This is a genomic window from Desulfobotulus pelophilus, assembly GCF_026155325.1.
In the GTDB taxonomy this organism is placed as follows: Bacteria; Desulfobacterota; Desulfobacteria; order Desulfobacterales; family ASO4-4; genus Desulfobotulus; species Desulfobotulus pelophilus.
This window is the reverse complement of record NZ_JAPFPW010000008.1, coordinates 13470-27361: the sequence shown is the minus strand read 5'-3', so window position 1 is coordinate 27361 and position 13892 is coordinate 13470. Positions and strand designations below refer to the sequence as shown.

At 52.6% G+C, this 13892-nt stretch carries 11 protein-coding genes; 4 read left to right on the top strand and 7 right to left on the bottom strand.

From position 1 onward, the window contains the following. Positions 1–76: 76 nt before the first annotated feature. The 7 genes from ade to OOT00_RS08150 all read right to left on the bottom strand — a co-directional run bounded on the left by ade (position 77) and on the right by OOT00_RS08150 (position 9283). Complete coding sequence (ade, locus tag OOT00_RS08180; protein ID WP_265424831.1) at positions 77–1804, bottom strand: adenine deaminase; 1728 nt, start codon at positions 1802–1804, stop codon at positions 77–79. Positions 1805–1857: 53 nt separating this feature from the next. Further along, positions 1858–4146: a response regulator gene (locus OOT00_RS08175; RefSeq protein WP_265424830.1), complete on the bottom strand. Its 2289-nt coding sequence runs from the start codon at positions 4144–4146 to the stop codon at positions 1858–1860. A 397-nt stretch (positions 4147–4543) separates the two neighbouring features. Beyond that, positions 4544–5845, bottom strand: a complete 1302-nt coding sequence (locus OOT00_RS08170; RefSeq protein ID WP_265424829.1) for an amidohydrolase family protein — start codon at positions 5843–5845, stop codon at positions 4544–4546. Continuing rightward, positions 5845–6663 (bottom strand): purine-nucleoside phosphorylase, encoded by an 819-nt coding sequence (locus OOT00_RS08165; protein ID WP_265424828.1) that lies wholly within the window; start codon positions 6661–6663, stop codon positions 5845–5847. The genes OOT00_RS08170 and OOT00_RS08165 overlap by 1 nt, the downstream gene beginning before the upstream one ends. Before the next feature lie 8 nt (positions 6664–6671). Then, positions 6672–7526 (bottom strand): diaminopimelate epimerase, encoded by an 855-nt coding sequence (gene dapF, locus OOT00_RS08160; protein ID WP_265424827.1) that lies wholly within the window; start codon positions 7524–7526, stop codon positions 6672–6674. Between the two features lie 16 nt (positions 7527–7542). Continuing rightward, positions 7543–8622 (bottom strand): KamA family radical SAM protein, encoded by a 1080-nt coding sequence (locus OOT00_RS08155; RefSeq protein WP_265424826.1) that lies wholly within the window; start codon positions 8620–8622, stop codon positions 7543–7545. A 211-nt stretch (positions 8623–8833) separates the two neighbouring features. Next, entirely contained in the window at positions 8834–9283 is a 450-nt protein-coding gene (locus OOT00_RS08150; RefSeq protein ID WP_265424825.1) for an Hsp20/alpha crystallin family protein, read from the bottom strand. Between the two features lie 312 nt (positions 9284–9595). Between OOT00_RS08150 and OOT00_RS08145 the strand changes: the two genes are divergently transcribed. The 4 genes from OOT00_RS08145 to pepE all read left to right on the top strand — a co-directional run bounded on the left by OOT00_RS08145 (position 9596) and on the right by pepE (position 13853). Further along, complete coding sequence (locus OOT00_RS08145; protein WP_265424824.1) at positions 9596–10699, top strand: M20/M25/M40 family metallo-hydrolase; 1104 nt, start codon at positions 9596–9598, stop codon at positions 10697–10699. 57 nt (positions 10700–10756) lie between these two features. Continuing rightward, positions 10757–11299: an isochorismatase family protein gene (locus tag OOT00_RS08140; RefSeq protein WP_265424823.1), complete on the top strand. Its 543-nt coding sequence runs from the start codon at positions 10757–10759 to the stop codon at positions 11297–11299. Positions 11300–11416: 117 nt separating this feature from the next. Continuing rightward, positions 11417–13114, top strand: a complete 1698-nt coding sequence (locus tag OOT00_RS08135; RefSeq protein ID WP_265424822.1) for a DEAD/DEAH box helicase — start codon at positions 11417–11419, stop codon at positions 13112–13114. Beyond that, a complete protein-coding gene (gene pepE / locus OOT00_RS08130; protein ID WP_265424821.1) occupies positions 13104–13853 on the top strand; it encodes a dipeptidase PepE in 750 nt (249 codons plus the stop codon). Before OOT00_RS08135 ends, pepE begins: the two co-directional genes overlap by 11 nt. Positions 13854–13892: the final 39 nt, after the last annotated feature.

Genomic DNA, 13892 nt, shown 5'->3' with positions numbered 1-13892 from the left:
AAAAACGTGAACAGCTTCTACCCATCCAAAGACCTTTCCCAAACTGTCCGCCAGCAGTGCTCCACCGTTTGCCGTGTCACTCTCTGCCCTCTTCCAGAAAAAGAGGCACCCGTTCAAAACGGTCCACATCCACAAGGCCTTTATCCGTGAGCTTTAAGGAAGGAATAACGGGCAGGGAGAGAAAGCCTACGGTCATGAAGGGATCTGCCGGTGTGCAACCCAGAGCTTTTGCCTCCCGGATCAGATCCGCCATGGCGGCATCAATGTCTTCCATGGCCGCGGTGGACATCAGTCCGGCTATGGAAAGGGAGAGGGAAGCCACAACCCTGCCCTCCTTCACCACAACCATACCGCCTTTCATGGCAATCACAGCCTCAGCCGCTGTTCTCATGTCGTCATCCGTATCTCCGGCAACAATGAGATTATGGGAGTCATGGCCCACACTGGAAGCCAGAGCTCCCTTGCGGATACCAAGGCCCCGGACAAACCCCATGCCGCATCCGGCACTCCCCGTATAACGCTCCACCACAGCAAGCTTTACCAGATCCTGCTCCGGATCCGCCACTGCCAGCCCGTCACGGATACAGGCATCCATGACAAGGCTCGCGGTTACCACCTGCCCCGGTATAACTTCCATAACCCGGATCCGTTTCCCTTCCGCCGGAATGGAAAAATCCAGCTGGTCTTCCCTCAGGCGCATGGATTCCGGAGGAGAATGCGTTTCGGGAAGCACAATATCTGCCGCAAGCTGTCCCTTTTCCGCCACAAGCCGTCCTTTTACATACACAGCATCAATATGCAGGGCATCCAGATCTCTCACCACCAGGAAATCCGCCTGCAGGCCCGGCGCTATAGCCCCCCTGTCCCGCAAACCAAAATACTCCGCAGGGTTCAGGGTAGCCATCTGAATGGCCGTTACGGGATCCACTCCCTCTGCAATGGCCCGGCGTACAATATCATCCACATGACCTTCCTGCATCAGATCATGGGGGTGACGATCATCCGTACACCACATCATCCGCCGACAGGTCTGCTCATTCAGGGCAGGCAGAAGTCCGTAAAGATTCTGAGCACAGGTGCCTTCCCGCACCATGATGTGCATACCACCCCGCATTTTTTCCAATGCTTCCTCCGCAGTGGTGCATTCATGGTCCGAAGCAATACCTGCGGAAAGGTAGGCGTTCAGGGCTTTGCCGGAAAGACCGGGAGCGTGGCCATCTACCGGTTTCCCGGCACCATGACTGGCTTTAATTTTGGCATGAACACCGGGATCACCGAATATCACCCCCGGAAAATTCATCATTTCCGCCAGAGCCAGAATCCTTGGATGGCTCAGAAAAGGTTCCAGATCCTCTGCCTCCAGCCTGGCTCCAGCGGTTTCCATGTGCGTAGCTGGCACGCAGGATGGCAGGGTGAAAAAAAGATCCATGGGCTGATTTTCGCTGGCATCCAGCATATACTGAATGCCTTCCTTCCCCAGTACATTGGCAATTTCATGGGGATCAGCCACAACGGCTGTCGTACCTCTGGGAAGAACGGTTTTCACAAACTGGGATGGTGCGGCCATACTGCTTTCTATGTGAACGTGGGCGTCAATGAAACCCGGAATCAGAAACAGGCCCTTCAGATGGATCGTATCCTTTGCCTCATAGTCCCCGAATCCTGCAAAACGCCCCTGATGAACGGCAAGGGACTGTTCCAGAATTTCTCCTGTATACACATTCACGATTTTTGCCCCTGTCAGAAGAAGATCGGCAGGTGCCTCCCCTCTGACCACAGCCATCCATTCTTTGTTTCTGTTCATTCTGATCCAGCCTTTTCTCCATAACGTTCTCAAATACCGAATATTCTCCAGACTCAGAGATCCTTCGGTTGCCGTCTTGTCCATTTTCGCAGCATGGCATGCAGATCCACGGGTTTCACCGGCTTGGTGAGTACATCTTCCATTCCCGCGTCCAGGCAGGCCTGCCTGTCGCCGGCTGAGACATGGGCCGTAAATGCTACTATGGGAATCTTTTTCTTTTTGTCTCCGCAAAAGCCTTCCCGGATTTTCCTTGTAGCTGTGATGCCATCCATTCCTGGCATCTGAATATCCATCAGCACAAGATCATAGCTTTGCGCCTTCACTTTTTCCAGAGCCTCAAAACCATTTTCAGCAAGGTCGGCTAAATGCCCTTTTGTATCCAGAAGCTTCATGGTGATTTTTTGATTGATTATGTTATCTTCCACCAGCAGAATACGAAGCTCTTCTTCCCCGTCCTCTTCTTCTGCAAGGGGAAGGCTGAAAACCTCCACCGATTCTTTCACGGGCATTTCACATATAACCTGAGTACCGTTACCGGGTTTACTTCGGATACGCAGGGTACCGCCCATTTCTTCGATCATCAGACGGATGAAAGCAAGGCCAAGGCCCAGTCCTTCCCGATGCTCTTTCTGAAATTCCATACGGAAAGGAGAAGCAAGGGCAAGGGCAAGGGTCTCCTCATCCATACCACATCCTGTGTCGGAAATTTCCATGGACAGCCAGAGACTTCCCGCTATATTCCGGCAGCCCAGAAAAACCTCTATTTTTCCCCTTTCCGTAAAGCGCAGGGCATTATCCAGCAGTTTGCCAAGGCTCCCCCGGAAAAAACCCGCATTCCCCTGTATAGAGGGTGGCAGACTCCGGGTTTTAAAAACAAATTCCAGATTCCGGCTCTCAGACCACCTTCGGTAACGGGTGCAGATTTCCGAGGCAGCCTCCTCCGGAGAAAAAACCCCTCCATGGGGAAGCCATTGCCCTTCCGTCATCTGAATATAGTCCTGCATATCCTCCAGAACACGCTGCATCCGTTCAGCAGCCTCACCCAGAGATTCCCTGTGCGCACTCCCGCATCCGTTTCCGGCCAGAAGATGCAACCCGCCCACAAAAGCATTCAGTGGAGTACGCATGCTGTGGGCCATATGGCGGAGAAAACCAAGGTGCTCACTATCCGGCCGAAAGGGTTTTTCTCCGTCTTTATGCCCTGCACTATCACCCTCCCGGCTCACATCCCTCCCCACACACCGGAATCCGGAAATCCGGCTTTCTCCATCCTCTACGGGAGACAGGCTGAGCCGGATCCGCAGGATCTCTCCATCGGGCTTTTTCAGGGAAAGGGAAAGAATACTGGTTCCCCCCACATGCCCCATACTTTCCATCCGCTTTCTCAAAAGAGTGCCATCGTCCACATTGAGCCAGCAAAAAAACCGGTTTGCCCTGATTTCGGGAGCGTGCCTTCCCGTAATACGGCAGAGAGCCGTATTGAAAAACTTCACCCGGCCCTCAAGATCCATCTCGAAACAGGCATCCTCCACAATTTCAAGTAAATCCCTGTGCTGTTTTTCCGTCATGCGCAGGGTTCTCTCCACGATATGCTGCTGGCGGAGAAGCTCTTCGGCCTCCTCTGCCTTTTCGTTATAAATGCGGGTTCTTTCTTCCACACGGGTCTCAAGCTCCGCATTGAGGATATTCAGCTTGTTTCGCTGATCATCCGCATCCTTGCGGGAAAGGTAATCTCTGTAAGATGCGGATTCCATGACAAAGGCACCGATCATACTGGCAACATAGGCACAGATAAACTGCAGGATATAGGCTGTCCGTAAGGAAGGTTCCAGAGGCATCCACGGAAGGGCGCATAGAAAGGCCGTGATAATAATGCCACCCGTAACAGCAGCCCAGAAAAAAAAGAACCGGAACAGGCTGTAGCCCACAAACAGTACCAGAAGCAGGCCGAACATAAAGTGGGACAGAATGGCTTCACTCTCTGCCATCACGACCATGATCACCATGCTGATGGCGGCAAGGGATATGAGCAGGGAAATGAAGCCCTCGAAATGCCGCTGTACCCAGGCTGTACGATAGCTGAGCCCCAGAACAAGAAGAGCCAGAGGAATGATAAGCAGATAACGGGCGGTAAAAATAACATAGAGGGCGAAAGGGCCAAGCAGGGAATTATCCACAAAGCCAAATATGCCATAAAAAAGAATACCGAACAGAAGGGCCATACGCCTTGGCGTAAAATTTTTTTCTGCCGAAAAAGACAAAAACGCCCTGGCATCCTCGTTCATCTTCCCGGGACTTTTGTTTCTCCTGAAGGCTTGCAGGATGATCAGGGAAGGAATCACGGATAAACCTCCGGAGCATTATGAAAAGGTAGGGAGCGCGGAGAGACGAAAGGGAAGCTGTTGCCGCACACAGGACACAGGATGATTCCATATCCGATTGGAAAAACTTAACTTCACAGTACTGAAAAATCAAGCCCCTGTACATGTGCCATACAGATACAGGGGCTTTCGTCTGCCGATACATGCAGGATCGGCAGACGAAAGCCTTCTTTTTGATAAGCGCTTCTGAACAAAACCTCCCTGAGCGAGTTCCGACGGATCATAAAGCAACTGGAGAGGAAGGCTCTGGTTCTTGCCCCAAGGCAGGGACCTGCCTCAGGGAAGCGCCAAAGTACTTATGGGCAAATTCGGGCAGGTCTGGCAGAGCAAAAGACAGGCCTTTCTGCTTCTGCCTTTCTCAGCAAAAACTCCGTGCTGCCTCCCGTACACCAGCACAGATTCTTTCCGCATCCAGCGTTATAAAGGTACGGTTTCTGTACACCCCCCGGCCTGCAACAAAGACATCGGAAATATCGTTGCGACCGGCGGCATAAATCACATGGGAAAAGGGGTTGTACATGGGGGTCATATGGGGAGCATTCCGACGGATCAGAATGAAATCTGCCTGTTTTCCCACCTCAAGGGAGCCTGTTTTATGGTCCATACCCAGACACCGGGCTCCCTCTATGGTGGCCATGCGCAACACGGTCCGGGCATCCATCACCGTAGGATCTCCCGAAGCCACCTTATGCAGAAGGGCAGCGGTTCTCATTTCAGAAAACATATTGAGATCATTGTTGGAAGCAGCACCATCCGTACCCAGCCCCACGGGAATGCCTGCCTGAAGAAAGGCGGGAACGGGCGCTATACCTGAGGCCAGCTTCATGTTGCTCTGGGGGTTGTGAGCCACACAGGTTCCTGTTTCTGCCAGAAGGGCGATATCCTCCCCATCCATTACCACGCAGTGGGCCGCAAGGGTCTGCGGTGACAGTACGCCCAGCGAAGCCAGGTGGGCTGTGGGACTTTTGCCGTATGCTGCGAGAATTTTTTCTTTTTCCGCCAAAGTTTCAGAAAGATGGATCACAAAGGGGAGCTGATGGGTCCGGGCCATCTGAAAGGCCTTCTGCAAAAGATCCGGCGCACATAGATAGGGCGAGTGGGGCTTCAGGGCAACGGTAATTCGGGGATGACTGTTCCATCTCTCAATCATTTTTTCCACATGGGCGAATCCCTTTTCAATGGGACCATAACAGGGAGAAGGAAAATCATAGAGAACCTCACCCACAACCGCCCGCATTCCGGCCCGGTTCGCAGCTTCCGCCACTGCATTTTCAAAAAGATACATGTCACAGAAGGTGGTCGTTCCCGAGGCCATCATCTCAAGGCAGGCCAGCTCCGCACCTAATCCCACAAGATTCTCCGTCAGCTTTGCCTCTGCGGGGAAAATATGGTTTTCCAGCCAGTTCATCAGAGGCAGGTCATCGGCCAGCCCGCGAAAAAGGGTCATGGATGCGTGGGTATGCACATTGACAAAACCCGGGAGCACAATGGCTTCGGCGGCATTGATACATTCTTCTGCCCGAATGTGGGAAAGGCTTTCCATGGATCCGATGGCAACAATTTCTTCTCCACGGACTGCCATTCCTCCCTTTTCCCAGGCCCTGTCCCCCCCATCCATGGTGAGTATCCAGCCATTCTCCACGAAAAGATCCACGTTCATCACATCTTCTCCACTATCCGGGTGAGGAGCCTGTCAAGACGCTCTGCGGTCTTGCCCGCTTCCTCCACAATGGCTTCGATGGTAGCCGTATCGGGGTTGTCCGGATCATTGATGTTGGTAATGGTGGAAAGCCCCAGTACCCGCATGCCGGCATGACGGGCGGCTATCACCTCGATTACCGTGGACATGCCCACGGCATGGGCACCCATACGGCTGAAAAAACGAATTTCCGCAGGAGTTTCAAAGCTGGGACCTTTCAGTCCGAGATAGACTCCTTTTTGAAGGGAAAATCCCAGTTCAAGGGCCGTATCCTTTGCAAGGCTTCCCAGGTCCCGATCATACACACAGGACATATCGGGGAATCTCGGCCCCCAGGCATCACGATTAGGTCCCACCAGAGGATTCTCTCCTGTGAGATTGATATGGTCTTCGATGAGCATGAGATCACCCACCCGAAAATCCGCCCCCACCCCTCCAGCGGCATTGGTAACGATCATGGTCTTCACATCCATGGCCTGAAATACCCGGACAGGAAAGGTAATGGCGGAAGGACTGTACCCTTCATACAGATGAAAACGCCCCCGCATGACCGCCACCTGCCTGCCACCAAGGCAGCCCAGCACCAGTTCTCCGGCATGGCTTTCCACCGTGGAGACAGGGAAACCGGGAATATCACCATAGGGTATACGGGCCTGAACATGAAGGCTTCCCGTGCTCTGCCCCAGCCCCGTTCCTGTCATCACAAGAACCTCCGGAACACTGGAAGTCTGCTTCCGGATATGGTTCACGGCCCTGTCCACTTCCTGTTGACAATCCATGTTCTTCCTCATATTCGTATGCTGGTTTCAAAAATCGTTTCCGCGGGCCCGCTTTTGTACAAATGACCGGACCGATCATCCCATTCCACCAGAAGACGGCCACCGGGAAGAAGTACTTCCACTTTTTTTCCCGTTCTGCCCGTTAGAACAGAGGCAACCAGAGCGGCACAGGCACCGGTACCGCAGGCAAGGGTAACACCGGCCCCCCTTTCCCAGACACGAACCCGTATGCTTTCCGGAGAAAGAACCTGCACAAACTCCACATTGGTTTTTTCCGGAAAGGAAGGGTGATTTTCCACGGCCGGCCCCCATATTTCCAGGGGTACCGGATCAATATCTTCCATAAAAATAACCGCATGGGGGTTGCCCATGGAAACCGGTGTCACCTGAAAAGTCTGGTCCAGAACCTTAAGGGCTACCTCAAGGGGCTCTTTGCCCCCATCCCATACAAAGGGGATGTCTGCCGGAAGTAATCTGGGAGGCCCCATGTCCACACGCACCCCCATAACCCTGTCCTCTTCATCATTTTCCAGGATGCAGACCACGGGACCAGAAAGGGTTTCCACAGTAATCACCTTCTGCCGCAACAGTCCTTTTTCATACAGAAACCTGGCGAAACAACGCATGCCGTTACCGCACATTCCCGCTTCAGAACCATCGGAATTAAAAATGGCAAAGGCCATGTCACAGCTCTGGGAAGGCAGTACCACGATGAGTCCGTCTCCGCCGATACTGAAATGACGGTCACAGAGCTTTCGGGCCAGATCCGGATACGGATATCTGCCCGCCACCCGGCCATCACGATCATCCACCAAAATGAAATCATTTCCCAGACCATGCATTTTGGTCAGCACAAGCTCCATGCTTTCTCCTTTGTTTCTATGACAGGATGGCAGGCCCCAGAGGACGGGCCAGTGCCGGATAAAAATACTGTTTTTCTTCAAAATTTTTCAATCGTATCCAGCCGTTGGCATCCGCTTCCGGAAAACAGTTCCGGGAAAGGGCTGTTTTACCACCGCCTCCGGGCAGATCCACCATATAAGGCGGTACGGCCATGCCGGAAATATGACCAAGGATCTTGCTGTAAATCCCAAGGCCCTCCGCAAGATCCATACGAAAAGGCAAAATACCCGCCACAGGATCCGGGTGGTGAAGATAGTACGGCTTAACCCGAATACGAAGAAGACCACGAAAAAGATCTTTCAGAATCTGGCTGTTGTCATTAACCCCCCTGAGAAGCACGGACTGACATCCCACGGGAATACCCGCATCCACCAGAAGCCCGCAAGCAAAGGCACTTTCACCCGTAATCTCATAGGGATGATTAAAATGAGTATTAATGAAAAGGGGCGCATGGCAACGGAGCATACTCACCAGCTCCGGCGTGATCCGCTGGGGAAGGGTACAGGGCATACGCGTATGAATACGCAATGTTTCCACATGGGGAATACGTCGTAAGGCCGAAAGAAGCTCATGAAGGCAGTCGTCGGAAAGCATGAAAGGATCACCACCGGACAAAATCACGTCTTTGATCTCTTCATGATTCTCAAGGTAGGCGAGGGCGGCTTCTCTGTCAAAAAACTTTTTCTTTCCCACATCCCTTTTTCGCATGCAGTGCCTGCAGAAAAGAGCGCATTCTGACGATACAGCCAATATAACCCGGTCCGGATACCGGTGAAAAACTCCGCGAACCGGAGACTGCTTCTCTTCGCAGAGCCCGTCCGGGAAAAGCCAGGGCAGATCCTCCAGCTCCTCTTCACAGGGGACAGCCTGCCGGAAAAGAGGTTTTCCGTATTTTTTGACAAGATTCATATAGTAGGGGTTAATCCGGGCCGGATAGCGGTCCGTCACCTTCTGCAGCTTGCCTGCATCAAGGTTGAGGGCAGCGGCAATGGATTCCGGAGTTTCGGCACTGTCTCTGAGAAGGTGCTGCCATTTTGTATGGAGAAAAGAACTCACAAGTCTCGCCTGGGGTATGAATGTAACATAAAACCACTGGATAAGGTACACGGGTCATCCCGGACCGCAGACAGGACTGTAACGATTTACGGGAAAAAAGAAAAGGCCCTGATCAGGGCCTTTTCCGGGGGAAGGTACTTATGCTGCCTTTCCATAAGAAAGGACTTTGAACTGCCGGAGGGAGGGCTTCTCCGGCAGGGAAAACCGGCTATCAGTTATCCACCTTAATGGCGATTTTCTTAGGTTTTTTCTCCTCTGGCTTGGGAACTTCCAGTCGAAGAATACCATTCTGGAAGTTGGCACGGATCTGCTCATGATCCACATCCACTGGCAGGGTAAAAGCCCGGTGAAACCGGCCCACAATCCTCTCCCTGCGGTAGTAGCGGTCATCTTCCACCTCACGCACTTCCTTTCGCTCTCCTTTCAGGGAAAGCACATTGTTTTCCACTTCTACACTGATATCATCACGGGTTACACCGGGAAGCTCGGCTTCCAGAATAATGGCGCTTTCCGTCTCAAAAATATCCACCGAAGGCCGCCATGCACCCATACCGTCTTCCTCCACATCTCTGGCCTTGTTAAAAGCGTCGTCAAACATCCGGTTAATACGATCCTGCAGAGAGGCAACGTTGCGGAAAGGTTCCCATCTTACCAGTGTCATAACAGCACCTCCTTTTATCTATTATTTTTGTTTTTATCTTTGCTCTTTTTTATATGAAATGAGACAATATAATTCTTTTTGCACCGCAACCTAATTTCATTATAAAAGTTTTTTATTTATAAATTTTTTATACAATTTTATGCACATTTTTTATCCATGTCTTTGCTTCCTGTATATTATAGAAAAGAGTCGTAACTGCCATGGCAAGCTCTTTTATGGCAAAAAAGTAAACACAATCACAAAGCTGTCAAGGGTCCTTTTTTTGCAAAAAAACACAGAGAGGCCTATGGTAATAAAAAAGGAGGATTCCTTATGGAAACATGGAAAGAAAAAGACTTTCTGTCGCTGCTGAAGCCCCTGATGGCTGCCTGCGGACCAACGGGAAATGAGGCCCCCCGCCGTGTTGTACTGGGACAACGGCTTGCATCCATGGGCATTCCCTTTACGGTGGATGGTGCGGGTAATCTGGAAGTAATTTTTTCCCATAAACAGAAGACGGCACCTGTGGTTATGGATGCCCATATGGATGTTGTCGGCCCGGGCGGTGGGGAGCTTCAGATAGAAGAGGAGCGACTCTGTGGCCCTGGTGTGGCGGATAATCTTGCGGCCGTTTCCTTCCTTATCATGCTGGCCGCAGGGGTCCACAGCAAAAGGCTGCTGCTGAACCGGCCGCTGCGTCTGCTTTTTTCCACAGGAGAAGAGGGGGAGGGAAACCTGAAGGGAATCCGGCACTACCTTTCCCGTTCTGATTTTCTGCCCCATGCTTTCTTTTGTCTGGATCTGGGCATGGAGAGTTTTTCCCTTTCCGCTGTGGGATGCAGAAGGTACAGGGTATCCGTTCGAGGACCGGGAGGCCACTCATGGGAAGACTGGGGACAAAAAAACGCCATATCGGAACTCATTGCTTTCCTGCAGAAAGCTGTGGATATAGCCGATACACCTCCCGGAGCCGTCCATCGGCGTCTTACCTCAAACATTGGAACCATAGGGGGTGGGGAAGGCATCAACGCCATTGCCAGAAAAGCCCGTGCCCTTTTCGAGTTTCGCAGCACGGACCCCCTGCTGCTGAAAACGGCGGACAGAAAACTCCGCACCCTTGCCAAAAAGGCCGCCCTTGAAATCCAGATTGACCCTGCCGGACACCGACCCGCAGCCATAGCTGTCAAGCCGGATTTTCTGAGCAACATCCTGACAGAGGCCGCTGCAGAGACAGGCTTTTCCATAAGGGAAAAACCCATCAGCAGCAATGCCAATGCAAGCCTTGAAGCTGGATGGCCTTCGGCCACCTTTGGTATCTGCCGATGCGGCCACATCCACAGACCCGATGAATTTCTTCTGAGGAAAAGCCTTGAAACGGGCTGGCGCTTCCTTATCCGGATCCTTATAAAGGCAGACGTTCTCAAGGGCATGGCCTGAACACCCTCCGCTGCGGTTCTGTCTGGTTTCCAACATCTCTTTTTTAATGGAGGAAAAATGATCCCCTTTGACAATCCGCCCTGCCTTGTGGTTGTAGATGTGCAGCAACGGCTGCTTCCGGCTATGCACAAAGCAAGAGAATTCATCGAGCGCTGCTCCATCCTGATCCGGGGAGCCAGACTTTTACAGCTGCCCCTTTGTTTTCTGGATCAGAATCCCCAGGGTCTGGGACCTGTTCTTCCGGAACTGCGATGCCTTGCGGAAACGGCACCGCTTTTCACCAAGCACCATTTTTCCGGACACAGAGAACCCGCATTCCGGAACTGGCTTTCCGAACATGCAGCCAAAGACATTTTGATCTGCGGCATAGAGGCCCATGTATGCGTAGCCCAGACTGCCATGGGGCTTGGTACAGAAGGATTCCGGGTTCATGTGGCCATGGATGCGGTCTCTTCCCGTAACCCGGCAGACAAGGAAGCCGGACTGCTGCGGATGCAGGCTTTCGGTGTACTGCCGGGCTGTACGGAAGGACTTCTTTTTGAAGCCATGGCCCGGTCCGATGTGCCGGAATTTAAAGATTTCCTTGAGATTGTGAAGTGAAGTTTATATTATCTTTCTTTTTGCGTCTGCATGAAAAGGGGCGTTCCGGCAACCCCTGCCCGGTGGCAGGCGTTGGGGCGCATAATTGTTGTATCCAAATTGTAAAAAGGTATTCTTTTGATTCGAGCCATTTTTGTTAAACTCAAAGATCGTATTTTTGGAAAGGGCAAGGCCAAAGGCCGCCCGGAGACCACCGCAGAACCGCTCACTCCTCCATCTCCTGATAAAATTGCAAGGGACCGTCTTTCTTCTGAGGCAGGAAAGGAAAAAAACAAAAAACCCAGAGAAAGTCTGAATTCCGATACCCGCCCAAAAAAGAAGACCTCCGGAAGAACCTCTTCCGATCTTCCCGTCGAAAGCCATGAGTGGAATCCGAACATATTTACCATTCCGGAAATGGAAGGCAAAACCCGCTTTCATGATCTTGGCCTGCCGGCCAAACTGATGCGGGGTATCCATGAACTGGGCTTTCAGTACTGCACACCCATTCAGGCGGATATTCTTCCCGGAACCCTGGAAGGAAGGGATGCCACAGGCAAGGCCCAGACGGGAACCGGCAAAAGTGCCGCCTTTCTTCTGGCCATCTACACCCGACTCATGAAAAACCCCAGAGACAACCGCAGGCCCGGTGTTCCCAGAGCCCTTATACTGGCTCCCACCCGCGAACTGGCCCTGCAGATCGAGCAGGATGCCAGGGATCTGGGTAAATACACATCCATCCGGATTGCTGCCATTTTCGGTGGAATGGGATATGAGCATCAGAAACGAATTCTTGCGGAAAAGGTTGTGGATATTGTGGTAGCCACACCGGGCCGTCTGCTGGATTTCAAAAAACAGGGACTGATCCGTCTGTACAAGGTAGAAATCCTTGTCATTGATGAGGCGGACCGCATGCTGGATATGGGTTTCATTCCCGATGTAAAGCAGATCGTGTACGAAACCCCGCGCAAGGAACAGCGCCAGACCCTCTTTTTCAGCGCCACCCTTTCCGATGATGTCATGCGCCTTTCCCGTCAGTGGACCATAGATCCGGTGAACGTGGAAATAGAGCCCGATGTCATTGCAACGGAAAGTGTGGCCCGGAAAAACTACATTGTTACGGCAGATCAGAAATTCGCCCTGCTCTGGAATATTCTCACCCGACAGAAGCTGGAAAGGGTGATGGTATTCACCAACCGCAAAAGCGAAGCCCGCCATCTCAGCGAACGGCTGAAGCGATATAACATCTCTTCTTCCATGATCACAGGCGATGTGCCCCAGCATAAACGCATCCGGGCACTGGACAACTTTAAAAACGGATCCTTCCGCGTACTGGTGGCAACGGATGTGGCTGCACGGGGTATTCATATTGACGGCATCAGCCATGTGGTCAATTACAACCTTTCTCAGGATCCGGAACAGTTTGTCCACCGCATCGGCCGAACGGGAAGGGCCGGAGCCTCCGGTATATCCATCAGTTTTGCCGATGAAGAGGATTCTTTCTATATTCCAGCCATTGAAGACTATATCGGAGAACCTTTCACCTGCGAATACCCGGAGGATGAGCTTCTGGAGATTCCACCCCCGCCGCCCCGGATTCAGGAGACGGAAAAGGCATCCGGAGAACAGGCTCCCTCGAACCGCCCCGGACGCAGAAGACGGCCTGCCCGACGTACCCAGCATGGGACTCCCTCCTCCCCGGAAAAACAGGAAAAACAGGAAAAACCTTCCGGAGATCCGGGTGCACCTACCCCCAAAAAACGCCGAAGACGGCGTAAGCCATCGGCCTCCCCTTCCGGAGAAAATGTCGTTCAGGAAAAAAAGGATGATGCCTGAAACGGAGCCGTCCATGCGCCTGCTGCTCCTGAGCAACTCCGGTCAGGAGGGCTTTTCATGGCTGGGATTCTGGGAAAAAACCATGGCCGGGTTTCTGGGGGCCGTAAGGGAAGTTCTGTTCATCCCCTTTGCTGCCCCGTCCCCGGACTATGACGCTTATGAAAAAAAGCTGGCCATGGCCTTTGCTCCCATGGGTATCCTGGTTCAGGGACTTCACCGCTGCCAGCAGCCTCTGTCTGCCATGGAAAGGGCAGAGGCCATTGTGGTGGGAGGGGGAAACACCCACCTGCTCCGGCGCAGACTCCATGATGCAAAGCTGCTGGAACCTCTATCCATGTATGTAAAACAAGGCACTCCCTATCTGGGCTGGAGTGCCGGTGCCAACCTCGCCTGTCCCACCATTGCCACGACCAATGACATGCCCATTGTAGATCACGGCGGACTGGAAGCCCTTGATCTTGTCCCTTTTCAGATCAACCCCCATTACACGGATGCCCATCCTCCGGGGCACAGGGGAGAAACCCGGTCAGAACGCATTCAGGAATATCTCACCCTCCATCCACGGGGCCGCGTTCTTGGCCTCAGGGAAGGCAGCGGTCTTCTTTTACAAAAGACAACTCTTTTGGCCGTGGGTCAAAAAGAAGTGCTCCTTTTCACCCGAAAAACCCCCGTCACAGGGCTCCTTCTTCAGGAAAACCTGTCCTTTCTTCTGGAAAAACCGGTCCGGCTTCTTCCCTGAGCCCCTTTGCGCCATATCCGTATCCCATCGGCATGCCTC